We start from the raw sequence: 24,232 nt of genomic DNA, 5'->3' as shown, positions 1-24,232 counted from the left end.
AGCAACAGTACTCATATTTGGCATTTTTTGCCCACACATATATAACCAACCCCCTACATCAGGCAAAAAACAGGCCGCAGCCCATGGCCACGGCCCGCTCGAAACCCAAAAGAGACGCTATGCGCTGTAGCCCATCGCCTGCAGAACAAACATGACGACCGTCAGCACCGTAATCACACCGATAGTCGCCCAGGTGAGCACATTCCACACGCGGCCGTTGCGGTTGGCGCCCATAATGTGTCGATCGGCGGCAATAAGCACCTGGAACACCAGGACCACAGGCAAAAGCACGCCATTGATGACCTGCGAGGTCATCATAATCTGGAACAGATCGACGCCGGGCATAAGCACCAGCACGGCAGAGATACCGATGATGGCCGTAATGATGCCGCGATAGACCGGGGCCTCGTCCCAGCTGCGGTCGGCACCGCGCTCCCAGCCAAATGCCTCGCAGATAGCGCTCGACGTAACGCCCGGTAGCACGCAAGCAGCCAAGAAGCTCGCCGCGACCAGGCCCGAGGCAAACAGCACCGTGGACCACTGACCCGCAATAGGCTCCAGCGCGCGGGCAGCATCGGCAGCATCGCTAATCTGAATACCCGCCGGGAACAGCACCGTACCGGTCGTGATGATAATAAAGCCCGCAATGATATCAGCAGCGATCGAGCCGCTCACGGTATCAATACGCTGCAGCACGATGTCGTCCTCGCCCGCATTCTTATCGACCACGTTATTCTGCGCCAAGAAAATCATCCACGGCGCGATGGTGGTACCGATCGTTGCGACCACGAGCGACACGTAGCTGGGGTCATTTTGAATGTTAGGCACGACCAGGTCGACCGCGACCTCACCCCAGTTGGGGCCAGCCATAAACGCGGCGACAATATAGGTCACGAAGACGCAGCTTACCAACAGCAGAATCTTCTCGATGCGCTGGAAACTACCCGACATGGTAAGCATCCACACCAGCAGCGCCACCAACGGCACCGAGATGCTCGCCGGCACGCCAAAGAGAGCAAGGCCACTGGCGATACCCGCAAACTCCGAAATGGTCACAGCCGTGTTGGCGATCAACAGCGCCGCCATAGCAAGTACACTCTTGCGCACGCCAAAGCGCTCGCGAATGAGCGATGCCAGGCCCTTGCCCGTGACGCAGCCGCAGCGCGCCGCGGTCTCCTGCGTCACGATGAGCAGTACGGTCATGACGGGAAGCATCCACAGCATCTTGTAGCCATAGCTGGCGCCCGCGCTGGAATACGTTGCAATGCCGCCGGCGTCATTGCCCGAAAGCGCCGCCAGCAGACCGGGACCCATAGCGCCAAAGATGGCCGCGATGGTCAACTTTTGCTTGGTGCCCGACTTTTGCTTGGTATTTTGCACGCGACCACCTAACCCATGACCGACATGGTGAGCAGCACCGCAGCGGCACAGTACGCTACGCACGAGATCATGACGGCAATAACGTTCATGGCGGTACCCGACGTATTGAGGTCGTGCTCGTCACGCCAGAACAGCACCATCAGGTAAATCACGGCGCTCATGTTGCCGACCAGACAGACGATGGCCGCGATGTTAAAGCAGCCGGTAAAGAGCTGCTCCTCAAACATGGGCGCGTCGGGGAATGCGGCGGTGCGCACCAGCTGGGCGCACAGGTAGGTCACGAGCGACAGAATCAAGCCCATGCCCGTACTCTGGAAGAAAAATCCCAGATACGGCTTGGGCTCATCGTCATGGCCGTCGTACTCCAGGAAGTAGTTCTTGACGAACGACACCATACGCGAGGCAGCCAGCAGCACGAGCGGCATGGCGCACATGGGGAACACCACCAGATGCGCGGAGCCCAGCGCCGTCCCCAGCGCTGTTGCCATGATGCACGAGGCAATGCCCCACACGACAACCCAGTACTGGCGATGCACAAACCAGCTGAGCACATTCGTCGAGTCGTCGGACGCGCTGTCGCCCGAGCCGACACCTGCGATCTGCAGGTCCTCCTGGTGTTCCTCGGCGATAACGTCCATGGCGTCGTCAAAGGTCACGATACCCAAGATGTGACGGTTCTCGTCGCAAACGGGGATGGCGACCAGGTCGTACTTGGTCATCTCGTCCGTTACGTCTTCCTGGTCATCGTCGGGCGACACATAAACCAGGTCGCGATAGGCCAGCTGGCCCAGCGTGGCGTCGCGGTCGGCCACGATGAGCGTGCGCAGCGAGAGCACGCCGGTGAGCATACCGCTCGGGTCCTCGGTATAGACGTAGTAGACGCTCTCGAAGTCCTCGTCGAGCTTGCGGATCGCCTCGATGGCGTCACCGACCGTCGCCGTGGCGGGCAGGGAGACAAACTCCGAGGTCATGATGCGACCGGCAGTGTTGTCCTCATAGCCCAACAGGTTACGAATCGCCTTCTCCTCCTGAACGCCCATCAGGCGCAGAAGCTTCTCGGCCTTCTCGTAATCGAGTTCGTCGATCAGGTCAGCGGCGTCGTCCGGATCCATCATGGCCAGCATCGACGATGCATCGGTGTCGGACAGGCCCTCGAGCATCTCGGTCATAAGTTCGTCGTCATCGAACTCCGAGATGGCCTCGGCGGCCTGGGCGGTGTCGAGCTGCGCGAACACCTGCGCACGCAGGCGCGGGTCGAGCTGCTCGATAATGTCGGCGATGTCAGCAGGGTGCAGCTCGCCGAGCGTCTTGTGCGACACCGAAAGCTGGATGTTCTTAGTCGAACGGTCGAGCAGGTCCATGTAGGACCAGGCGATGATGTCCTCGCCGAGCGGTTTGCCCAGGTGCTTCATAAAGCTCTCGACGACATGCTCGAGGGCGGGGCTGATCGCGCGCAGCAGACCACGGGCGCCAACTTCGGCACCCAGCAGACGCAGCTGATTTTCGCCCGACATGGAAAACTTGATGTCGTTTACGCGCACGACCTTCATGCCCTGCGTGTCGACAATCTGCTTGTTGAGCACGTCGCGCGCGAGCAAGAGTTCGGTCGGCTGCAGGTACGAAAAACGGATTTCGGTGGCCGGCGACTTAAGGTGTACGCCCGTCTCGTCGATACGGTCGACCCATTTGCGCCAGCTGATCATAAACGGCGTCTTGCCGGGTCCGCGGAACGCGAGCGACGTCACGTGCGGAAAAACTTCGCCGGTAGCAATGCCAAAATCATTCACAACGCCGAGCTTTTCGCCATCGACGTCCAAGACCGGCAGTTTGAGCATCTCACTCAGATAATTCACTGGTGCTCCCCATCATTATCCCTTCGAACTGCGGCCATGCCGGCACGCCGTCCGTGGACTATTAGATATGTATACGCATGCGCGGGCGGCACGCCGCTCGGCGCTCACACCCCGTACATGCGCAAGAAGCACCTGCATGGGGTCATCGACTGTATGGTCGAGGTTTGGATTTCACCTGCAACCTTTCTCTTGACCCTTGTTATCCGCAGTAACTATAGCATCAGCATCGCGCCGTGGCGCCAAATTTATGCTCCAAACATCGCAGGCATACCAAACGCTGACGCAACCGTGACATAGTCATTGGGGACGTTCTTACATGACTAGTCTGTGGTGTCGTCATCTTCGGCGAGCTGGGGGAACACGGCGTTTTTGGGCATGGCGGCCTTCGTCAGCGAGGTGAGCTTTTTGCTCAGCGATGTATCCGTCTTGACCAGATCGCTCAATGTCACGATTTTGTAGCCGTCGGCAATAAGCCCGTCGATAATCTGCGGCAGCGCCTCGAGCGTCTGCTCGGCGCATTCATCGTTATCGGTCAGCAACACAATGTTGCCCGGCGTCACCGAATCGAGCACCGTCGAGACCTGCTCGTCGGCACCGTTGAGCAGCCAGTCGCCCGAATCGATATTCCACGAGACCACGGCAGACACAAGGTCCATCGCATCAATCCAGTTTTGCTCGTCAAAGGCTGCGTAGGGAGCACGCAAAAGCATCGTCGACGTTCCGGTCGCGGACTTGATCGCCTCGGTGCCCTTCGAAACCTGTTCGCGCACCGCATCGCGATCCTTGCCCTTGAGCGATTCGTCGCTGTAACTGTTGGAGCCGACCTCGCAGCCGGCATCGACAATCGCCTTGGCCGTGGCGGGCGAGGCCTCGGCCGCATCGCCCGACAGGAAGAACGTCGCGGTGACGCCCTCTTCCTTGAGCACCTGCAAGATCTGCTTGGTCGCTCCGCTCGGGCCCTCATCAAACGTCAGCGCCACGTACTTTTCGTTGCCCTTGGGCGCCACGCTCGCGCACTCGACCACGCAATCGGTGGCGGGCACGACCTCGCCGCGGTCCTGCGTCTTACCCGACTGCTCGCCGACCCACACCTCGGAGCGACCTTGGATGCCCCACGTCTTGACGTACTCGATAGCACCCGTGCCCTCGACCTTGAGCTTGGGCTCGATAACCGTCGCCTGGACCTCATGCTTCTCATACGTGTCGCGGCCGTCTTTGACCGTCACCTTCTCGCCGCCCGTAAGCTCGCGGCTTTTCCACTTGCCCTGTTTTATGCGCTTGCCGTCCACCTTAACCGACAGCTTTTCGCCGCCATGGCGAGTAAGCACGCTGTCGTCAACGGCCAGCAAGTCCCCGGCGTCGTAGGTATCGGTCAGCTCCTGGTCGTCGATGAGATTTTGCAGCGTAGAGCCGACGCGCACCGCAGTCTCCTGGCCGTTGAGGACGACATCCACGCTGCGGTTGACGTAGCCCACGACGGCAGCGATGAACAGCACGAGTGCGCAGCCCACGGCGATGAGCGCATAGGGCAGGCGAGACGGACGACGGGGCGTGCGGCTGTTTCCGATGCGAGCGCTGCGGTCGCTAAAGCCGCGGCTATGGTTGAGATACATCGCGCCGGGCTTACGGTGACGCTTGCGCTGACCGCTGGGCAGCTGCCCCAGGTCGCGGCGCGCCGTCGGACGCGCACCCGAGCGCCCGTTTAAGTTAGATCCGTTTTGGCGCATGTGCCCTCCCCCATAAACGCAGCAAGCCGGAGCAACAGGTCTCCGGCTTGCCTCCCATCAATTGGTACGTCGCTATTTGCTAGCTTTTGACGAGCCCCCGCTCGCCTTTTGATATTCGTCCTTAAAGGCCTTGAACATACCGCGCGTCTTGCCGAGCTGCTTGCCCAGCGCGCGACTGCCCTTGTCCACGGCGACCGAACCCTTGTCATCGAGCACCTTAGCGCCCTTCTTGACCTTATCGCCCACCACGACGCTTGCCTCGGCAGCCTTTGCGGCGGCGCCGCCCGAATACCCGAGCGACTTGACCTCGTCCGAAACGATCATCGCGCCGTCCGCATAGCCGCGCAGCATCGTCGGCGGCATCTGCGTGTCGCCCACCAGCACACTCGAGGCAGTGCCGGCGGTCACGTAGAACGTCTGCACGATGCCCGAACGCGGCTTGAACTCCACATCCGAGCAATAGCCCACGACATCGCCCGACTCCGTGCGCACGTCCATGCCAACCCAGATAATGCAATCGTCCAGGTTGATGTCGAGGCGCTTGGCCGCAGCGGCATCGTAGGTGCCCTTGACGTCGTCAACCGCGATGGCGCCCTCGTAGACGCCAATGGCATCGAGCGCCACAAATCGGTCGGGGCGCTCGATCATGCCCGCGATATCGGACTGGCGCACCATAAAGCCCACCACGCGCGTACCGCCCGGGGTAAAGACCGGAAAGTGAATCTTGCCGAGCTTTTTAGGGCTGCGCGGCGTGCCGTCTTTTTTGGTGCGCTTATCCTCGGTAGGCTTGCGATAGATCTTGGCGCCGACAAAATCCCCGGCGCGCATTATGCCTCGGTCGAAGGCTCCGCGGCCTCGGCGTCGGCCTCGACGGCGTTCTCGACCACGACATCGGCGGCGGGCGTCACGTTACCGCCCGATATGGCGTCGTTGAGCTGCTCGCGCAGCTGGTCCATGCGCTCGCGGGCAAGGTCAACCTTGGCACGCAGGTCATCGGTCTTGGCGTCGACCATCGGGCCAAAATCGTTGACCGCAGCGCGGGCCTCCTCGGCACCGTGCTCGTAGGTGTCGCGCATGTTATCCCAGGCGTCGTTGGCGATATCGGCAGCCATGGCGCGGGTCTCGGCGCCCGAGCGCGGAGCCAGGGCAACGCCGATGATGGCGCCGGCGGCGGCACCGAAGAGCGCACCCGAGATAAAGTTGAAAGTCTTACCCATGTTCATTCCTCTCCTGCGGGCACCTCGGCGCCCACCGTTTGAATGCTGTCCATTATACCCGCAGCACAGCGCTTGCCGTCTTGCTCATCTGCGTACGGTAAAGGCGCAGGTACATGATGGTGATAAGCGGGTGAGCCTACTCCTGCGGCATGGCAGGCATGGCCACTGTAGCGCCCGGGTCCTCGCCGGCGCCGTCAACGAGCGGCAGCGCTCCCTCGCGCGCGGGGGCCACCGGAGCCGTCGCCGCACCACCGTAGACGGCAGCGGGGGCCTCATGGCTCTCAGCGGTCGCGCCCTCGGTATCGATTACCTCCTGCGGCTCGTCGTCAAAGCTCGGGACGCCCTGGGGCTCCGCGGGCTCGACCTCGACGGCCTCCTCGGCAGGGGCATCGTTGACAGACTCGGCGGCAACCTCGGCAGGCGCCTCGCCCTCGGTCGTGTCCCCGGCCTCGCCTTCGGCGTTCGCGGCGGCGACGGCCTCGTGCGGGTCCTTGCCCTCGGCCTCGGCACGCATGCCCAGTACCAGGTTACGCAGGCCCGCGACCGTACCGTCCACATCGGGAGCGGGCTGGTCGGCATGCAGATAGGCCCAATCCATCATAAAGGTCGCCGAAGACAGCGCGCCGATGGCCAGCGCGTCGTCGGGACACGAAAGCTCGACCTCAAAGACACGCTCATCGTGCTCACTCACGCGAGTGCGGCCGCACGAAATGCTGCCAGCGAGACCGGTCTCGTTCATGAGCTCGACCGTCACGTGCTCCAGCAGATGGCAAAGCTCGGTCTGGCCCATGCAGTCCTGGAATTCGCGACCGGAATCGCCCAGGCACAGGTGCTTGGCAATCGCGGGCACCAGGTAATACACGCGCGCCGTGGCCTCGATGTCCTCCGAGGTCATGAGCGGCATGCCGGGGTTCACCAGCACGTGCGCGCAGATCTTGTCCTCGCTGACGGTGACCTTAAGGATGTTGAACAGGCCTGCCATAACTCTCCCCTACTCTTCCTTACCCTACTCGTCGCCGTCGTGCGGGTCCGCAGAGCCCGCACCAGACGCCGTCGGCTCGTCTGCCGAGGGCTCGGAATCCTTCTTATCGGTTTCGGCCGGAGCGATCACGCGAATGAGCGAGATGCGCTGGCCACGCATCGACTGCACCTTAAACTTGTACCCCGCAACCTCAAACACCTCTCCGATGTCGGGCACCGAGTCGCAAAGCTCCAAAATCCAGCCGGCGATGGTCTCATAATCATCGCTTTCCTCGAGCGGCCAACCAAGCTCAATCGCGTCATCGCACGAAAAACGCCCATCGACGAGCCACTCGCGGCGCGAAAGGCGCGTGAGGTACTTGTTGTCGGGGTCGAACTCGTCCTCGATCTCACCCACGATCTCCTCGACGATGTCCTCGATGGTGATGATGCCGGCCGTGCCACCGTACTCGTCCACGACCACTACGATCTGGTCGTGCGAGGTCTGCATCTCGGACAGCAGCGGCAGGATGTCCTTGGTGTCGGGCACAAAGGTGGCGTCGCGCAAAAAGTCGGCGATGGGCTGGTCGCCCTTGCCGTCGAGCGAAGGCTGGATCAGGTCCTTGATGTGCGCGATGCCGGCGACGTTGTCGGGATCCTCGTGATAGACGGGGATGCGGCTAAAGCCGGTCTGGCGCATGGCGGACAGCACGTCGGCGACCGTTTCGTCGTCCTCGCACATGGTGGTGTCCACGCGCGGCACCATGACCTCGCGGGCAACGGTGTCTCCCAGGTCGAAGATCTCGTGGATCATGCGCTTTTCCTCGTCGAGCAGATCGTCCTGCTCCGAGACCATGTATTTGATCTCTTCCTCCGAGACGTTTTGGCGGTCGTCGGCGCTCTTGATGCGCAGGATGCGGGCCAGGCCGTCGGAGCAGGCACCGGTCAGCCACACGAGCGGGCGGGCGATCTTTTGGAACACGGAGAGCGGTCCCACGACCTGCTTGGATACGCCTTCGGCATTAGCCAGGCCGATGCGCTTGGGCACAAGCTCGCCAACCACGATGGACACGAAGGCGACGGCGACGGTGATGATGACCGGTGCCAGGCCGCGCGCGATGGCAGAGAGCGGCGCGATGCCAAAGCTCATGAGCCACGTGGCAAGCGGGTCGGACAGGCTCGTCGAGGCGACGGCGGACGAGGCGAAGCCCACGAGCGTGATGGCGACCTGGATGGTGGCGAGCAGCTGGTCGGAGTCGGCGGCCAGCTTAATGGCGCGCTCGGCGCGCTTGTCGCCTTCCTCGGCATCGTGCTCCAACACGGCGCGCTTAGCCGTGGTGAGCGCCATCTCGGACATGGAGAAGTAGCCGTTGATGAGGGTCAAAACGAGGGTGGTGATAAGGGAGATGGTTATGTCCATCGGGAGTTTCTCGAACCTCCAAGATTCGGGACGTTAGGGTAAAACGTTGATGGCGGATAGGGCAATTGCGCTGGCGACCGAGCGGGGGCACGGGCGCTGGCGTGGTCGCTAGATTACGAAGAGGATCACCGCCATGAACTGGAAGATGCTGCCGGCGAGCACCCACAGGTGAAACACGCTGTGCAGATAGCGCACGTTTTTGGCGATATAGAACGGCACGCCCGCGGTGTAGCACACGCCGCCGACGGCGAGCAGGGCAAGCGCCACGGGGTTGAGCAGTGCCACAAGTTCGGGCAGCTTAAAGACAACGAGCCAGCCCATCAGCAGGTAGACCAGGCCACTTACCCAGTGCGGTTGACGCTCGCGCATAAAGCACTCGAGGGCGATGCCGATAATGGCGATGGCCCATACGGCAAAGAACAGCATAGGACCGCCGTCGTTTGCGAGCGTGATGAGACAAAACGGCGTATAGCTGCCGGCTATGAGCAGGTAGATGCAGCTGTGGTCGATAATGCGAAACACGCGCTTGGCGCGAGCGGGCTGAATCGCATGGTAGAGCGTGGAGGCAAGGTATTCGAGGATAATGCTGACACCATAGACAATCGCCGCGGCCATGTGGGCCGGGCCTCCGCCGCGCAGGGCAGCAAATACGATCAGGAGTACCAGGCCCGCGATACCCAGCAGGCAGCCGACACCATGGGTGACGGAGTTCATGATCTCCTCGCCCACCGTGTAGTGTGGAACGGCCGCGGTCTTGGGTCGCGGCTTAGAACTGTCGCTCGAATCGGACATGCCGGTTACATCCTCCAACGTAAAGAGTTCTCAACACTATATCAAAGCGTCTAGGTACGTGCGAAATTTGCACCATACGTGACCCTTTGTTTACCCATTCTTTGCCTGTTGACGCATCAACGGCGAACGTCCATAATGCGCTTGCATTAAATGTTGACGTATTAACATCTTATAGGAGAATACCGCATGGCTCAAAACGCACGTTCCCATCGAAAGCTCAAGATGGCCGGCATCGTTGCACTGGTGGTTGTCGTTGTGCTGCTCGGATTTGCCGGCAACTTTCTGTTTGACTTCGCGCTGAATCCCCAAGCGCCGTACACCATGAAGATGATGCAGAATAGCAAGAACGACAAAGAAGGCGAGCAGCCGGATGCCGAGGACACCGAGGCGCGGGCATGGTTTAAAGAAAACCGCAAGAGCAGCAGCCTCACCGCAGATGACGGAACCGAGCTCGCCGCTTGGTTTTTTGCCGCCTCGGAGAACACCCACGATTACGCCGTCTGCCTGCATGGATATACCAACGAGCCCATCGGCATGGCCCGATACGTCAAGCGATTCCACGACCGCGGCATGAACGTGCTCGCGCCTGCCGCCCGCGCCCACGAGCGCTCCGGCGGCGACTATATCGGCATGGGCTGGCCCGAGCGGCTCGATATCGTTGCATGGATTGGGCGGATCGTTGCGGCCGACCCCGAGGCGCGCATCCTGGTCTTTGGCGAGTCGATGGGTGCAGCAACTGCCATGAACGTCGCGGGGGAATCTCTACCCGCAAACGTAAAATGCATTATCGAGGACTGTGGTTATACGAGTGTTTGGGACGAGTTTTCCCTGCAACTCAAGGACGTGTTCGGCCTGCCCAGCTTTCCCTTGCTCGATGTAGCAAACTTGGTGTGCAACGTGCGCGCGGGCTACGACTTTCATAAGGCGAGCAGTGTGGAGCAACTCAAACACGCGACGGTTCCCATGCTGTTTATCCACGGCGACCAGGACACCTTTGTGCCGTACAGCATGCTCGACCAAAACTACGACGCGTGCGCCAGCAAGGTCAAGCAAAAGCTCACCATCCATGGCGCCACCCACGCCAAGAGTGCGCAAGTTGACCCCGAGCTCTACTGGAACACAGTCAACAACTTCCTCGACGAGTATTTTTAGGCGAATAGCAACGTCTGAGGCTTTATCTGACCCCCTATTTTCGGAAGTATGCGGCAAAATCTGGAACTGCCGACCAGACCACAGTTTTACCAACAATTTATCAGGGGTTTTGTTGCCAAAAAATGTCGTGTGTTCGGCGGTCTCGAAATTTGCCGCATACTTCCGGAAAGCCGCCCGCGAGCGCTGTGCTCACGGGCGGCTTTTGCTCAACTAACGCTACAAAGGCGCTTGTTTTGTCCAATAGATAGGCGCTATTTGACCTCGATGAGCTCGTACTTGCTCGTGCCCAGGCCGATCTTCTCGGCGTGCGCGATGCAGGTGCGCCAGTCGGTGTCGGGATGCGTGATGCAGAAGGGGTCCTTGGCCTGATCGCCCTCCAGATGCTCGTGGTTGTGCTCCATCTTGGCCGCGCTATCGGTGAGCTCGGTGTTGGGCAGCAGCTCGGATGCCATGACGGCGTCGGCGCAGGCCTGGTCGATGGCGACCGGGTCGAAGCTCGCGAACATGCCGATATCGTTGACGATGGGCGTGTCGTTTTCGGGATGGCAGTCGCAGTTGGGGCTAATGTCCATGGCGAGCGAAATGTGGAAGCTCGGGCGGCCGTCGACGACGGCCTTGGTGTACTCGGCGATCTTACAGTTGAGCACGTCGGCCGCGGCGTCATAGCCGGGCTTGATGGCGTCCTGGTTGCACACGCCGATGCAGCGGCCGCAACCCACGCAGCGATCGTGGTCGATGGCGGCCACGTGGACCGTGCGGGTGTTACCGTTGGCAAGCTCGCGCTCGCGGGTGTCGTCAAACGAGATAGCGTTGTGCGCACAGACCTTTTCGCAGGCACGGCAGCCAACACAGTGCTCGGTCGCGACGTTCGGCTTGCCGGCGGCATGCTGCTCCATCTTGCCGGCACGGCTGCCGCCTCCCATGCCCAGGTTCTTCATGGCGCCGCCAAAGCCGGCCTGCTCATGGCCCTTAAAGTGGGTGAGGCTGATCACGATATCGGCGTCCATGAGAGCCTGACCGATCTTGGCCTCGCGCACGTACTCGCCGCCCTCGACCGGGACGAGTGCCTCGTCGGTGCCCTTGAGGCCGTCGGCGATGATGATCTGGCAGCCCGTGGCATACGGGGTAAAACCGTTCTGGTAGGCGGTATCGATGTGCTCGAGCGCGTTTTTGCGGCTACCCACATAGAGCGTATTGCAGTCGGTGAGGAAGGGCTTGCCTCCCAGCTCCTTCACGACATCCGCGACGGCGCGAGCGTAGTTGGGGCGCAAAAAGCTCAGATTGCCCAGCTCGCCAAAATGAATCTTGATGGCGACGAACTTGTTCTCAAAGTCGATCTGCTCGATACCGGCGTGACGGATGAGGCGCTTGAGCTTGTCGAGCTGGCTCTCGCGAGCATGCGTGCGCAGGTTGGTAAAGTACACCTTTGCCGGTGCTGCGGGTGCGGTTGCGGTCATAGATCTATCCCCTCGGTCTATATGGCGTTACAGACATAAGAGGATGGTACCCGTTGAAGCAGGGTTAATGTCAAGCACGGCGCCCAGTCATTGGGTAGTCATTGGGGACAGACTTAAATTGAACTGCATCCCATTTCTTGGACTTTGAAATTAAGGTTCGAGAAAAGGGAGGCATCGGAAATGCCCCGCAGGAAGAAGGCAAGATACGGTCGCGAGATGAGGGCACGCGCCGCCGACCTGTTCGAGGCCGGCCTCGGCTTCGAACTCGCGGCCAAGAAGCTCGACGTTCCCGCCCCGGCGGTGAGAAAATGGCTCTACGCGTACCGGGCAACCGGGAGGAAGGGGCTGATCGGGATGGGCGAGAGCCGCAGGACCTACGACATGGAGACCAAGCTCGCCGTCGCGAGGGCCGTCGTGGACGAGGGGATGCCGCGGTCGGAGGCGATGGCCCGCTTCGGCATCGCCGCCGCCACATCGCTCGACCGCTGGTGCAGGCTGTACCGCGACGGCGGGCCGGAGGCGCTCGAGCCGGGACGCCGCGGCAGGCCGGAGGGCCCCGGGGGGCGGACGCGCGAGCGGGAGCTCGAGGAGCGCGTGCGCAAACTCGAGGCCCAGGTGGCGTATCTAAAAAAATCGATAGCCCTGAAAGCGGAGAAGAGCTCTCAAACTGGGAGAAAGCCCAGGTCGTAGCCTCCCTTTCAGGGCACCACCGCCTATGCGACCTGCTCGCGGCCGCGCGGCTCGCGCCGTCGAGCTACCACTATGCCGTAGCGCACCCGCCGAGAGCGACCCGGCCAGAGCTCCGGGAGGCCGTGCGCGAGATCTTCTCGAGGACGGCGAACGGGTGCGGCCACCGCCAGATAGCGATGTGCCTGAGGGCCGAGCTGGGCGCGAGGATAGCGGACAAGACGGTCCTCAAGATGATGCGGGAGCTCGGCATCCGCTGCGGCATCCGCCGGGAGACCGACTACCATCGCTACAACTCCTACCGCGGTCCGGTCGGCGAGAGATTCGACAACCTGATAGCGCGTGACTTTCGCGCGGGCGCCCCGTGGGAGAAGCTCGGGACCGACGTCACGGAATTCAGGCAGCCCTGGGGCAAGGCGTACTTCGCCCCGGTCTACGACTTCTGCACGAAGGAGATCGTCTCCTGGTCGGTGTCGACGAGCCCGGACATGGCCCAGCAGGAGGAGGTGCTCAGGCGCCTGTTCGCGAGGATGCCGGCCGGGGCCTCGCCGATCGTCCACAGCGACATGGGATGGCAGTACCAGCACCCTAGGTGGACCGGCGAGCTCAGGAGGCACGGCGCCAGGCAGAGCATGTCGAGAAAGGGCAACTGCCTAGACAACGGGGCGACGGAGCAGGTGTTCGGGCATCTCAAGGACGAGTTCTTCAGGGGCGTCGAGTGGGCCGACTTCGAGTCCTTCAAGAGGGACCTCGACGCCTATGTCGTGCATTGGAACACGAGGCGTCGCCAGGTGGCGCTCGGCGGCCTCACCCCGGTGGAGTTTCGGAAACGGCTATTGAAAGCGTCCTAGTGTTCGCTTCTAATAAAGAAGGCCAAGATTCGGGACGCAGTTCAAATGACTGAAACCACTCATTGGGGACAGACTTAAATGAGTGCCGCCAGGGACAGTCCTTGCCGGCCCGGCCAGCGAGCCGGCGAATCGGCAAAGACCGTCCCCGATGACTAGTCGTTTAAGAACGTCCCCGATGACTACTCTTGGACTTTGAGGGCTTCGGCCAGGCTGACGCGCTTGATAGAACGCGTGTGTAGCAGCGCCACGACCAGGTAGGTCGCAAAGCCAATGCCCACGCACGCCGTCATGGACCAAGCGGGCACGTAGATCTCGATATTGCCGTTGTAGGCGAGCAGCATCGAGCGGAAGATGGCCGTAAGCGAGCCAATAATGACCGGCAGGCTCAGCACAAGCGACGCCACCACGCACAGCGTGATCGAGCGGATGTACAGATGCGAGATCTCGCTATCGCGATAGCCAAAGACCTTCATGTAGCTGATCGACCGGGCGCTGTGGTCGATCACAGCCTTGGTCAGCAGGTACATAAACAGCAGAAAGATAAACACCGCGAGCCCAACCATCATTCCGATCATTTTGCTCATCATGCCGATAAACTGGTCGCCCACGGCGCGCATGTCGTCGGGCGTGGTGTCGCCGGCAAAGTAACGCGCATCGAGATCGAGCTTCTCGTCGCTCACATAGCCGTTAAAGTAGGCGGCGTCGTTGTCGAACAGCTCGTTAAAGTCGTCGATACTCATATAGATATTCATGTCCGACTTGGAGCCCCAGGCACAGTCCTTGCCCGCGTACTCAAGGGAATAATGCTCGCCCTCGTACTTGTCGCCGAGCGTGACCTTCTGACCCTCGCTCCAGCCAAACTTATCGAGCAGACCGCCGCCAAAGACGATGCGCCCATCGCCGACGTTGAGGTCTTTCCAATAGCGCGAATCGGTTGAAATGCCGTAGACGGAAATCGTCTCCTCGCCATTTCCATCGCCGCGGTCGTATTGCAGCTGGTAAACGGTGTATTTCTCAGCCTGTGCGATTGCGCCCGCGCCGTTGTCGGTCGTATTGACCGGGTGAATATCGTCGTTGTCAGTGTCAATCTTGGAGGCTTTGTCGATCAGGTCGATAGCCTCATCACGGTTGCAGCCGAGGGCATCGGCAAGATCATCGAGGCGCGCATAAAGCGCATCCTTCTTGTCCTGGACCTTGGCAAGCGCATCCTGCGCCGCAGTCAGGCTCTCGGCAGACGGAGATGCGGTCGCGGCATCGGCTGCCGTCTGCGCCGCATCGGCCGCGTCGTCAAGCTCGTCATCGGCATCCTGGGCAGCGGTTAGCAGCGCGCCGTCAACCGACTGCAAGCGTTCGAGTGCCGACCACTGCTCGCGCTCCTCGGCGGTGCCCTCGAGCTCCAGCGGCGCCTTGAGCGTGTACTGGTGCTCGGCGACCAAGCTCGTCTCGAGGTTGTCCGCGTAGTGCGTCATCGTGGGCAGAATCGCCAGGCCAAAGAGCAGCAGCAGCGAGGCAAACGCAATGCCCACGAAGAGCGTGGCGAAGTTGCCCAGGTTGCGCAGGAAGATGCGCAGGCGGAAGCGCGAGACAAAGCCCATGCGCTCCGGCAGCTGCAGGCCGCGCTTGGTGCCCGATTTGCCGCTCGCCTCGTGACGAAGGAATTGCAACGGCGTCTTGCCCATTTTGCGAAGCAAGCCCACCAGCGTGATGAGGATGAGCGCGGCGGCGGGAACCACGGCGCACTTCACAAAGATCTCCCAGCTCCAGTACACCTGGAAGGGCGGCAGGCTGTACGAACCGTAATAGAGGCTGCGCATGGGCTCGGTAAAGAACACAACGCCGAGCGCAGTGCCCAAAAGCGCCGCGACCACGCCCAAGATGGCGGGAAGTGCAAGGTAGTGCAGCACGATCTCGCGGCGGCGATAGCCGCTGGCGAGCAGCGTGCCGATGATGGCGCTCTCCTCCTCGATGGTGGCGTCGGTAAGGACCACAAAGACGAACGCCATGATCACGATGATGATGTCGAGCAGCGTCATCCACATCATAGAGTCGCCGTCTACGTCGTCGCGCGCATAGCCAATGCCCTGATTCGAATCGGCGTCGATCAGATCGTCCACGCGCGCATCGGCATCGGTCAGCGCCTCGACCATATCCTGCTCCGCATCGATGCGGTCCGCAGTGGAGAGGTCGCGATCGGTAAAGGTAAAGGAGTAGGTGTAGGCGGGCGCGCCGCCGACGTCCTCGAGCGCGGCAAAGCCAGCGTCGGTGACCTCGGCCACGCCATAGGTGATGGTGTTCACCGTAAAGTCGGAGTTGTTGAGGAACAGCGCCTGGCTATCGGGCTGAGTTATGATGCCGCAGATGGTGTAGGTGCGACCCTCGAGCTCGACTTTATCGCCCACGGACAGGTTGTTATTGGTGGCGAAGACACGGTCGATGGCCACCTCATCGTCCGTCTTGGGCTCCTTGCCCTCACAGTAGGACGCGATATCGACCTTGGTGCGGTGTGCGTAGGTGCGCAGCGTGCGCTTGGTGCCATCGTCGCCGGCGGTCTTTTTGATGATGGCGTCGATGGAGAAATTCTTGTAGAGCGTGACGCCGCCGACGTCGCCGGCTGCACCCTCGGCTGCCTTGAGCTGGTCTTTGGTGGCCTCGAAAGAGGTGGTCACGCGGCCGTCCTCAATCGTGTACGCATCGCGCATGTCGTCGATAAGGCAACCGATGGAATACGCTGCGAGCAAAAAGCCCGAGGTAAGGGCGATGCTTCCGCACATAAGCAAAAAGATGCCCAGGTACTTGCCGATATTGCGGCGCAGCTCGCGCGGGAGACGTTTTGTGAGAGGTGTCATGGCGCCGCCTACCAATCGAGCTCGGCGGCCGCGACGGGCGACTCGTTGAGCTCATCCTCGACGATGCGCCCGTCGCGCAGGCGCAGCACGCGATTGGCCATGCGCGCGATGGCGGCATTGTGGGTGACAATGATGATGGTGCAGCCGTAGGTGCGGTTGACATCCTCCATGAGCTGCAAGATTTCCTTGGACGTCTTGTAGTCGAGCGCGCCCGTGGGCTCGTCGCACAGCAGCAGGCCCGGGTTTTTGACGAGCGCGCGGCCGATGGCACAGCGCTGCTGTTGGCCGCCCGAGACCTGGCGCGGGAACTTGTTGCGGTGCTCGTAGAGGCCCAGTGAACGCAGCAGGTCGTCGACATTGAGCGGCTTTTTGGACAGGTGTGCCGTGACCTCGATGTTTTCCTTGATGGTGAGATCGGACACCAGGTTGTAAAACTGGAAGACAAAGCCCAGCTCACGGCGGCGATACTCGCCCAGGTCGGTAGGCTTGAGCACCGTGAGGTCGCAGCCGTCCACCAGAATAGAGCCGGCGTCGGCATCCTCCAGGCCGCCGATTAGGTTAAGAAACGTCGACTTGCCCGAACCCGAAGGTCCCAGCATGACGCAGATCTCTCCGCGGTTGATGGACGTGTCGATGCCGTCGAGCACCGTCAGGCATGCATCACCGTCGCCATAGTGCTTTTTGAGATCCTTAACCTGGACGTAGGCTTTCTGCGTTGCCATGGTATCCCCCATTGTTAGCCTCATACTACTTTATGAGCGTAATAGTAAACCTTGGCGAACTATTTTGGAGCGAGGCTTGGGATTTATTTCAGACTGGTCATTGGGGACGCTCTTAAATGACTAGGTGGCTAGGCGCGGGATTTAGCGCGTGCGAGGGCCAGGCCTGCGGCGGCAATGGCCACGGCAAAGAGTGCCGTTACGCCCAGGTCGCAGGCGATGTCGCCCAGCACGGCGGACGTCAGGTCCGCGGCGAGCGCCTTGCTGATCGCGTCGTTCACCCAAAACGTCGGCACAAAATGCGCAACGGTCTGCACGGCCGAGCCCATGAGCGACAGCGGCATCCAGGCGCCGCCCAAAAACGTCATGAGCATGCCGAGCAGGTTGCCCACGCCGTTGAGCAGCTCCTCGCGCGCACCCAGGCTCGAAAGGGCAAAGCCAACGGCCAGAGGCGTGCACGCAAGGGCAAACGTCGCCGCCAGCGCCAGGCACACACGGCCCACGCCGACCTCGGCGACCGCGCCGGCAAAGCCCACGACGCCCATCATGCTCGACACAAACCAGATGCAGACGGTGAGCACGGCGGCGGCCGCAAACACGGCAAGCGAACGCCGGCGCTCGGAGATTGGGCCGGCATCCATACGACGCACGCGCTCGGGCTCGTTCATGCCCGAGAACACCAGCCCCACCGACACGATGACCGACGAGATAATCGCGTACGCGCCAAAGTTGAAGTACGACTCGAGCGTGGCGGCGGCGGTCGAGTCAACCTTGACCTGCTCGATCTCGACCTTGGCACGCTTCGCGGCCGCATGATCGGCAGCCTTGGCGACGTCACCGTTGGAGGCGGCGGGCTCAAGTGCGGCCGCAGCGCCCGCGAGCGAGATCCAGCGCGAGGCCTCGGCAGACGAAAGCGCCGCCGCCATGGTGCCGGCACCGTAGGTCACATCGAGCTTGGGCAGGGACTCCCCCGCGCGAGCGGCTGCAACGAGATCGCCCTCAAACCCCTCCGGGATAAAGAACACGCAGTCGGCGCTACCCTTGGCGCTGTTGCCCTTGGAAAGCGCATCCGCGAGGTCGTAGGTGCCGTCGCCGATGCCCGTGACCAGCTCAAAGCGCGAACCCAGATGCTTGGTAAGCGCACGCGAAGGGTCGCTGTCGTCGCGGTCGACCACGATCACGTTGGCATCGTAGGGCTTGTACGCGGTGAGCTGCGACGAGTTCCAGCTCACCGAGGCCGCAATGAATACGCCCATGAGCGAAATGAACACCGTGTAGATGAGCAGATAGAGCGGGTGCGCGAGCGCCATGCGAAGCGCGGTCTTAAAGGTGCTCATAGCGGCTCCTTCCAAAGATCAGCGTGGCGGCGGCAACGAACAGCAGCGCCATAAGGACCAGTGCGCCGGCGCGAACGGCAAAGGGGCCCAGGTCCTCAAAGAAATACAGGCGGTTGAACATGTCGCAGATGAGCTTGACGGGATTGAGCCAGCACTCAGCCGGGCAGGCGCGGGCGACGTCGTCGGCAAGCGCCATCGCCGGCTCGCCGTAGAGGCCGGCGAACAGGGCGCACGTGGTGGCAAAGCCCGTGAGGATGCCCGACTTGGACGCCTTGCCGCCTTTAACGGGAAGCGTGCCCACAAAGAGTCCCAAGCCCGTGGCGGCAAGCGCGGAAGCGGCGCCGCCCACCAAACACAGTCCCTCGCGCCCGCCAAAGTCGATGCCCACGACCAGGCGCACGTAGCCAATCGCAATCGCCATCGAAGCAAAGGAGACCAGCCACGAGCCGACAAAGATGCCAGCCAGCGACGCTGTCTTGGAAAGACCGCCCACGCAGCGACGTGCGCCAAGGCCGGACAGATTGGGCTGCAGATCGACGACGCTCAAGGCGGCAAACTCGGCAGACATCATCGCGACCAGACCAAAAAGCGCGTAGTAGTAGATGACTGTGCCGTCGGGCGTGGTGCGCGTCAGGCTTACGCGGCGGGTGCCGCCCTCGAGCGATAGGGCGCGCGCAACCGCCTCCGGGTCGGCGAGTGCCGCCGGGTTGTCCTGGGCAATCTGGGACATGAGCTCGGCATTTTGCGTATACGAGCTTGCCACCGTCTCCAGGATGCTGCGGTCGGTGAGCACCGATGAGGCACGCGAGCTGTCGTAGCTCGATAGCAGCGTGAGTTTGGGCGTGCCCGCGGCATCGACCGTGTAGATGCCCGCGACCTCGCCGGCCTTAAGCGCCTTGCGGGCGGCGGCCAAGTCTTCGTACTCGTGGATCTCGAGCAGTTGGTCGTCGCTTTCCTCGTCGAGCGACGTCGCCACGTCCTTAAAGGTCGAGGCGTCCCAGGCCTCATCCGCTACGACGGCCACCGGCACCGGGTCGACCGTGCCGTCGGAGCTCAGATTCGCAAACATAAACATGAACATCGTGGAAAGCGCGATGGGAAAGAGAGCGCCCCAGACCCACGTGCTCGGCCGGCGCAGCAGGGTCTTGACCGTGGTGATGATGGTGTTGAACATGGCTGCCCCCTAGTCGCGCAGCTCGCGGCCGGTGATCTCGAGGAACACGTCGTTGAGGGTCGGCGGCTCGCTCCACACGCGGCCGAGTGCCACGTCAGCAGCGCGCAGCGTGTCAAGGATGTCGACCAGATTGTGCGGACTCGCTTCGCAGGTGCAGACGAGCTCGCCGCCGGACAGCTCGACCGAAAGCACGTGCTCGAGGGCGCGCAGTCGCTCGACCGTAGCGGGCTCGACAGCGCCGACCTCGACGGTCACGCGCTCGCCCATCTGAATCATGCGCTTGAGCTCGTCGTTGGTGCCCTGCGCCAGCACGCGCCCGCCGTCCATGATCATGATGCGGCTGCAAATCTGCTCGACTTCCTCCATGTAATGGCTGGTATACACCACCGTGGCGCCCTCGTCGCGCAGGCGGCAGATGCCCTCCAAGATGGCGTTGCGGCTCTGTGGGTCGACTGTCACCGTGGGCTCATCAAAGAAGATGAGCTCGGGCTTGTGCGCGATGCCGCAGGCGATGTTGAGGCGGCGCGCCAGTCCACCCGAGAGCTTGCCGGGGCGGAACTTGGTAAAGTCACCCAGCCCGACAAAGTCAATCGCCTCGTCCACCAGCGCACGGCGACGCTTGCGATCGTTAACGTAGAGGCTGCAGAAATAGTCGATGTTCTCGCGCACCGTGAGCTCGTCGAACACCGCCACCTGCTGCGGCACCACGCCGATGCGGCGCTTGAGGTCGTAGCGGGCGGGCGTCATGGGTTCGCCGAACAGCTCGATGGTGCCTTTGTCGTAGGCGAGCAGCTGCAGAATGCAGTTGATGGATGTGGTCTTGCCCGAGCCGTTGGGGCCCAGCAGGCCAAAGATCTCGCCAGGGGCGATGCTCAGGTTAAAGTGGTCGAGCGCGATAAGATCGTCGTAGCGCTTGACGAGGTTTTCGACGTGGACGATGTCTGTCATGAGGCGGCCCTCCTGTTGATTGTGGCCCGGTACGATTGCATCATCGCAGGAGTCGCCGGCGCGCGCCAGTGAGCTTTGTCACGAGTGCGGGGCTTGACCGTGCAGCCCGCCGACGCCCCCGCTTTGCCGCGCGGGAGGAATGTCACGGTTGCGCAGGCGGCCCCTCCACCACGCGCGGCTTCGCGTACAATACCCGTATGAACAGGCTTTTCGACAAATCGATCGTTCTGGCGTGCTGCATTGCGGCCGCCACGGGCCTTGCTGTGGACGCTCGCCTGGTCGCGGCGTTTTGCCTTGGCGTTATCGCCACCTCGCTGGCCGAGGTCGCAAAGGGGGAACGCACACGCCGTGTAAGCAAGGCCGCGAGTTACGCTTACATCATCGCGGCCGTCTTTGCGCCGCCGTTTGTGCCGTTTGCGCCTCTCGCCCTCTATGACATTGCGCGGCGCGTGCGCCGTGAACACGTTTGGGTCGCGTTGGGCATTGGCGTCGCCTTTGTCTTCGCACTCGTCGCGGACCTACGCGCCGACGCGCTCACCGCCCGAACGCTTCTACTGACCGCCATCCTTTCAGTTGCCGCCACCTTGTTATCGCTACGTACCGCCCAGTTGGAGCGCGAGCAGCAGCGCATGCGCCGCATCCGCGAGGAGCTGCAGGAACGAGCTCTCGCGCTCGAAGCGCGCAACCGCGACCTTGCCGATCGCCAGGACTACGAAGTCGAGCTCGCGACACTCGCCGAACGCGCCCGTATCGCGCGCGAGATCCACGATAACGTCGGCCACCAGCTCACGCGCGCCTCGCTGCAGACCGAGGCCCTGCGCGTCGTGCACGCCGACGAGCCCAGGGTTGCCGCCGATTTCGCCGACGTCAAACGCACGGTTGACGAGGCGCTCCAGCTTGTGCGCACCAGCGTCCATGCGCTCAACGACAACGCCGTCGACCTTTCCGTGCAGCTCGAACGCATTGTCGAAGGCGCGCGCTCGGACGGCGGTCCGCAGATTGAGCTTGAAGTTATGGCCGAGCATGCACCCGCAAACGTCGCCAACTGCTTTGCGGCGGTCCTACGCGAGGCGCTCTCCAACACCATGCGCCACGCTTGCGCCCATGCTGTCACTGTACGATGCATGGAGCATCCGTCGTTTTACCAGCTCATCGTTACCGACGATGGCACGGGCGGGGTCCAAGCAAGCAGCCGCGGCGCCGCGGAGGGCATGGGGCTCGCCTCCATGCGCGAGCGCATCGAGGCGCTTGGCGGCACCTTCACCGCCGGCCCGCGTGCCAGCGCCGGCGGCTGGCGCGTGTTTGCCACCGTTCCCAAACAGCAAGGAGATGAGAGCCGATGAGGCTCATCGTTGTCGACGACGACCGCTTGGTGGTCGATTCGCTCAAGATTATCCTGGGCGCCCAGCCGCAGATCGAAGTGGTGGGCACCGGTGCCAACGGCAACGATGCGGTTTCGCTCTATGCCGAACACGCGCCCGATATCGCACTGCTCGACATTCAGATGCCGGGGCGTGACGGACTTTCGGCGGCACGCGAGATCCTTGAGCGCGACCCTTCGGCGAGCGTGGTGTTTCTGACGACATTCTCGGATGACGAGTACATTGTGTCGGCGCTCAAACTGGGCGCCCGCGGCTACCTGATCAAGACCGATGTCGCCGCCATTCCTCCGGCATTGACGCAAGTCATGGACGGCAAACGCGTACTCGAGGGCAAGGCAATCGAGGATGTCGACTTTGATGGGGTGGACGTCGAGGCCGGCGCAACCCGCCGGCCCGCGGCCTTTGTCAGCCTGACTGACCGCGAGTTCGAAGTCGCCTAGCTCATCGCCCGCGGCCTCGACAACAAGGAGATTGCTGCCACCGCCTATATGGGCGAAGGCACCGTACGCAACCACATCAGCTCAATCCTTGCCAAAATGGGCCTGCGCAACCGCACACAGATCGCCATCGCCTACCTGCGAGGGTAATTTCCCAACGGCCGACCGCCCCGGCATAGCAAAATGGCTGCTACCGATTTAATGCCATTTCAAAACTATGTCGGTTTACTACGACGAATCGCCCGCCTTCGACCACGGTAAATTGCGCGTTTGCAAAACCGCAGGTAGAACGCTTGCAGTATTTAGAAAAATGCAGTCATGGTCGGGAATGTCGAATTCTTCGTAGTAAACCGACATAGTTTTGTTCGCAGCGGCACAACCGCGCGCTCACGCGCGGGGCCGGCGGGGCATTTTTGCCCCGCCGGCCCCTATTCCAGTTCTACCCCTGCGCTACTCAGGCTTGGTTTCTACTGTGGGAGTCTTGTCCGCTGCGACTGGGGTGCGGGCGGTGTCCATAGTCAGGCAGTGCTTGGGGCAGCTCTCGATGCACTCACCGCACACCACGCAGGCATACGGGTCGATCGACCACGTTCCACCCTTGCGATCGACTGCGAGCGCGCCCGCCGGACAGCGACGCGCACACATGCCGCAGCAGATGCACGCGTCCATGTCGTTGACGATATGCCCGCGCAAGCGCTCGGGTGCCGCGAGCTTCTCCTGCGGATAGCACACCGTTACCGGCTGCTTGACCATAGAGCCCAAGGCCGTCTTGGCAAATGTCAGCAAACTCATGCCGCGCCTACCTTTCCGTGCAGCTAATGCAGGGGTCGATGGTCAGGATAATCATGGGCACGTTGGCAAGGAGCACGCCCTGCAGCGCATGTGTCAGACCCGCCAGGTTCTGCGACGTCGGCGTGCGCACGCGGAAGCGGTCCAGGTTCTTGGTGCCGTTACCGCGCACATAGTAATACGCCTCGCCGCGCGGCTGCTCAATCACAACCTCGCCGCGTGCGCCGTCGGCCGGCGTAAGCTTGGTGCGCCCGCCGATCCCGTCGTGCGGAATCTTGCCCACAAGCTCCTTAATGATGTCCATGGCCTGCGTGACCTCGGCACAGCGCACCTGGCAGCGGGCATAGCAATCGCCATCGGTGGCGACAACCGGCTCAAACGCAGCCAGGTCCGCATAGGCACCGTCGCTAAACATGCGCACGTCGTAGTCCACGCCCGAGGCGCGCCCAAACGGGCCGACCATCGACAGATCCAGCGCGTCCTTCTTGCTGATCACGCCCACGCCATGCAGGCGCTCGCCACAGCTGACGTCGTCCAAAAACGTATGCACCAGGGCCTCGTAGTCGGGACGCATGGCATCGAGCGTCTGGACAATGCCAGCCAGCTCGGAGTCCTCAATGTCGTGCTTTAGGCCGCCGATCTCGTTAATCGAAAGGATCACGCGGCCACCGCACGTGCTCTCGAAGATCTTGAGAATCTGCTCGCGCAGGGTCCACGACCGATAGAACAGCGCCTCGAAGCCAAAGGCATCGGCGAGCAGGCCCAGCCACAGCAGGTGCGAGTGGATGCGCGAAAGCTCGTGCAAAATAGTGCGGATATACTGCACGCGGCCGGGCACCTCGATGTCGAGCATGCGCTCGCAGGCGCTGGCATAGCCGTAGCTGTGGCCCACGGCGCAAATGCCGCAGATGCGCTCGGCGATGTAGCCAAACTGGTGCATGTCGCGCTTTTCGGTGAGCTTCTCGAGTCCGCGGTGCACAAAGCCGATCTGCGGAATTGCCTCGATGACGCGGTCGTCCTCGATCACCAGGTCCAGATGAAGCGGCTCGGGCAGCACCGGGTGCTGCGGGCCAAACGGAATTACGGAGCGATGAGCCATGGACC

The 24,232-nt window shown here is 62.0% G+C and carries 22 protein-coding genes; 6 read left to right on the top strand and 16 right to left on the bottom strand.

Annotated elements, in window-relative coordinates; translation table 11 throughout:
- Positions 1 to 117: 117 nt before the first annotated feature.
- From ACGHEN_RS00565 to ACGHEN_RS00530, 8 genes are all read right to left on the bottom strand, one after another.
- The gene (locus ACGHEN_RS00565; protein ID WP_390399345.1) at positions 118 to 1,314 is read right to left on the bottom strand and encodes an Nramp family divalent metal transporter; all 1,197 of its coding nucleotides are present in this window, start codon (positions 1,312 to 1,314) and stop codon (positions 118 to 120) included.
- 74 nt (positions 1,315 to 1,388) lie between these two features.
- Positions 1,389 to 3,233 carry a magnesium transporter gene (locus ACGHEN_RS00560; protein ID WP_390396449.1) on the bottom strand — a complete coding sequence of 615 codons (1,845 nt, stop codon included), beginning with the start codon at positions 3,231 to 3,233 and terminating at the stop codon, positions 1,389 to 1,391.
- 320 nt (positions 3,234 to 3,553) lie between these two features.
- A complete protein-coding gene (locus ACGHEN_RS00555; protein ID WP_390396447.1) occupies positions 3,554 to 4,960 on the bottom strand; it encodes a polysaccharide deacetylase family protein in 1,407 nt (468 codons plus the stop codon).
- A 72-nt stretch (positions 4,961 to 5,032) separates the two neighbouring features.
- Entirely contained in the window at positions 5,033 to 5,788 is a 756-nt protein-coding gene (locus tag ACGHEN_RS00550) for a PRC-barrel domain containing protein (RefSeq protein ID WP_390396444.1), read from the bottom strand.
- Complete coding sequence (locus ACGHEN_RS00545) at positions 5,788 to 6,177, bottom strand: YtxH domain-containing protein (RefSeq protein ID WP_118080297.1); 390 nt, start codon at positions 6,175 to 6,177, stop codon at positions 5,788 to 5,790. The genes ACGHEN_RS00550 and ACGHEN_RS00545 overlap by 1 nt, the downstream gene beginning before the upstream one ends.
- 136 nt (positions 6,178 to 6,313) lie before the next feature.
- A complete protein-coding gene (locus tag ACGHEN_RS00540) occupies positions 6,314 to 7,159 on the bottom strand; it encodes a hypothetical protein (RefSeq protein WP_390396441.1) in 846 nt (281 codons plus the stop codon).
- 24 nt (positions 7,160 to 7,183) lie between these two features.
- Positions 7,184 to 8,557, bottom strand: coding sequence for a hemolysin family protein (locus ACGHEN_RS00535; RefSeq protein ID WP_390396438.1), 1,374 nt, complete (start codon positions 8,555 to 8,557; stop codon positions 7,184 to 7,186).
- 108 nt (positions 8,558 to 8,665) lie between these two features.
- Positions 8,666 to 9,349 (bottom strand): hemolysin III family protein, encoded by a 684-nt coding sequence (locus ACGHEN_RS00530; RefSeq protein WP_195239889.1) that lies wholly within the window; start codon positions 9,347 to 9,349, stop codon positions 8,666 to 8,668.
- Positions 9,350 to 9,535: 186 nt separating this feature from the next.
- On the opposite strand from ACGHEN_RS00530, the gene ACGHEN_RS00525 reads away from it, so the two are divergent.
- The gene (locus ACGHEN_RS00525) at positions 9,536 to 10,501 is read left to right on the top strand and encodes an alpha/beta hydrolase (protein WP_390396436.1); all 966 of its coding nucleotides are present in this window, start codon (positions 9,536 to 9,538) and stop codon (positions 10,499 to 10,501) included.
- Between the two features lie 251 nt (positions 10,502 to 10,752).
- On the opposite strand, the gene ACGHEN_RS00520 is transcribed toward ACGHEN_RS00525, so the two are convergent.
- Positions 10,753 to 11,958, bottom strand: coding sequence for a DUF362 domain-containing protein (locus ACGHEN_RS00520; RefSeq protein WP_390396433.1), 1,206 nt, complete (start codon positions 11,956 to 11,958; stop codon positions 10,753 to 10,755).
- 180 nt (positions 11,959 to 12,138) lie between these two features.
- Here ACGHEN_RS00520 and ACGHEN_RS00515 point away from each other — a divergent pair, with 180 nt between their 5' ends.
- Both ACGHEN_RS00515 and ACGHEN_RS00510 read left to right on the top strand, forming a co-directional pair.
- Positions 12,139 to 12,648, top strand: a complete 510-nt coding sequence (locus ACGHEN_RS00515; protein ID WP_390396430.1) for a transposase — start codon at positions 12,139 to 12,141, stop codon at positions 12,646 to 12,648.
- Positions 12,591 to 13,496: an IS3 family transposase gene (locus ACGHEN_RS00510; RefSeq protein ID WP_082222915.1), complete on the top strand. Its 906-nt coding sequence runs from the start codon at positions 12,591 to 12,593 to the stop codon at positions 13,494 to 13,496. The genes ACGHEN_RS00515 and ACGHEN_RS00510 overlap by 58 nt, the downstream gene beginning before the upstream one ends.
- Before the next feature lie 179 nt (positions 13,497 to 13,675).
- On the opposite strand, the gene ACGHEN_RS00505 is transcribed toward ACGHEN_RS00510, so the two are convergent.
- The 5 genes from ACGHEN_RS00505 to ACGHEN_RS00485 form a co-directional block, all read right to left on the bottom strand.
- Positions 13,676 to 16,342, bottom strand: coding sequence for an ABC transporter permease (locus ACGHEN_RS00505; RefSeq protein ID WP_390396428.1), 2,667 nt, complete (start codon positions 16,340 to 16,342; stop codon positions 13,676 to 13,678).
- A gap of 8 nt (positions 16,343 to 16,350) precedes the next feature.
- Positions 16,351 to 17,064, bottom strand: coding sequence for an ABC transporter ATP-binding protein (locus ACGHEN_RS00500; RefSeq protein WP_390396425.1), 714 nt, complete (start codon positions 17,062 to 17,064; stop codon positions 16,351 to 16,353).
- 128 nt (positions 17,065 to 17,192) lie between these two features.
- Positions 17,193 to 18,398 carry an ABC transporter permease gene (locus ACGHEN_RS00495; protein WP_390396422.1) on the bottom strand — a complete coding sequence of 402 codons (1,206 nt, stop codon included), beginning with the start codon at positions 18,396 to 18,398 and terminating at the stop codon, positions 17,193 to 17,195.
- Positions 18,385 to 19,572 (bottom strand): ABC transporter permease, encoded by a 1,188-nt coding sequence (locus tag ACGHEN_RS00490; protein ID WP_390396419.1) that lies wholly within the window; start codon positions 19,570 to 19,572, stop codon positions 18,385 to 18,387. Before ACGHEN_RS00490 ends, ACGHEN_RS00495 begins: the two co-directional genes overlap by 14 nt.
- Before the next feature lie 9 nt (positions 19,573 to 19,581).
- The gene (locus ACGHEN_RS00485) at positions 19,582 to 20,520 is read right to left on the bottom strand and encodes an ATP-binding cassette domain-containing protein (protein ID WP_390396416.1); all 939 of its coding nucleotides are present in this window, start codon (positions 20,518 to 20,520) and stop codon (positions 19,582 to 19,584) included.
- Positions 20,521 to 20,717: 197 nt separating this feature from the next.
- On the opposite strand from ACGHEN_RS00485, the gene ACGHEN_RS00480 reads away from it, so the two are divergent.
- Genes ACGHEN_RS00480 through ACGHEN_RS00470 form a run of 3 tightly spaced genes read left to right on the top strand, consistent with a single transcriptional unit; the run spans position 20,718 to position 22,489 of the window.
- Positions 20,718 to 21,863, top strand: coding sequence for a sensor histidine kinase (locus ACGHEN_RS00480; RefSeq protein ID WP_390396414.1), 1,146 nt, complete (start codon positions 20,718 to 20,720; stop codon positions 21,861 to 21,863).
- On the top strand, positions 21,860 to 22,342 hold the full coding sequence (locus tag ACGHEN_RS00475; protein WP_390396412.1) for a response regulator transcription factor: 483 nt from the start codon (positions 21,860 to 21,862) through the stop codon (positions 22,340 to 22,342). The genes ACGHEN_RS00480 and ACGHEN_RS00475 overlap by 4 nt, the downstream gene beginning before the upstream one ends.
- A gap of 3 nt (positions 22,343 to 22,345) precedes the next feature.
- Positions 22,346 to 22,489: a response regulator transcription factor gene (locus ACGHEN_RS00470; RefSeq protein ID WP_390399343.1), complete on the top strand. Its 144-nt coding sequence runs from the start codon at positions 22,346 to 22,348 to the stop codon at positions 22,487 to 22,489.
- Positions 22,490 to 22,789: 300 nt separating this feature from the next.
- Here the strand turns inward: ACGHEN_RS00470 and ACGHEN_RS00465 are convergent, their stop codons facing one another.
- Positions 22,790 to 23,131 (bottom strand): 4Fe-4S dicluster domain-containing protein, encoded by a 342-nt coding sequence (locus ACGHEN_RS00465; RefSeq protein WP_117630030.1) that lies wholly within the window; start codon positions 23,129 to 23,131, stop codon positions 22,790 to 22,792.
- A 7-nt stretch (positions 23,132 to 23,138) separates the two neighbouring features.
- Positions 23,139 to 24,227 (bottom strand): nickel-dependent hydrogenase large subunit, encoded by a 1,089-nt coding sequence (locus ACGHEN_RS00460; protein ID WP_117630031.1) that lies wholly within the window; start codon positions 24,225 to 24,227, stop codon positions 23,139 to 23,141.
- Positions 24,228 to 24,232 lie beyond the last annotated feature (5 nt).

The organism is Collinsella sp. i06-0019-1H4, assembly GCF_042849575.1.
Lineage (GTDB): Bacteria > Actinomycetota > Coriobacteriia > Coriobacteriales > Coriobacteriaceae > Collinsella.
This window is presented reverse-complemented; position numbering and strand designations above follow the sequence as displayed.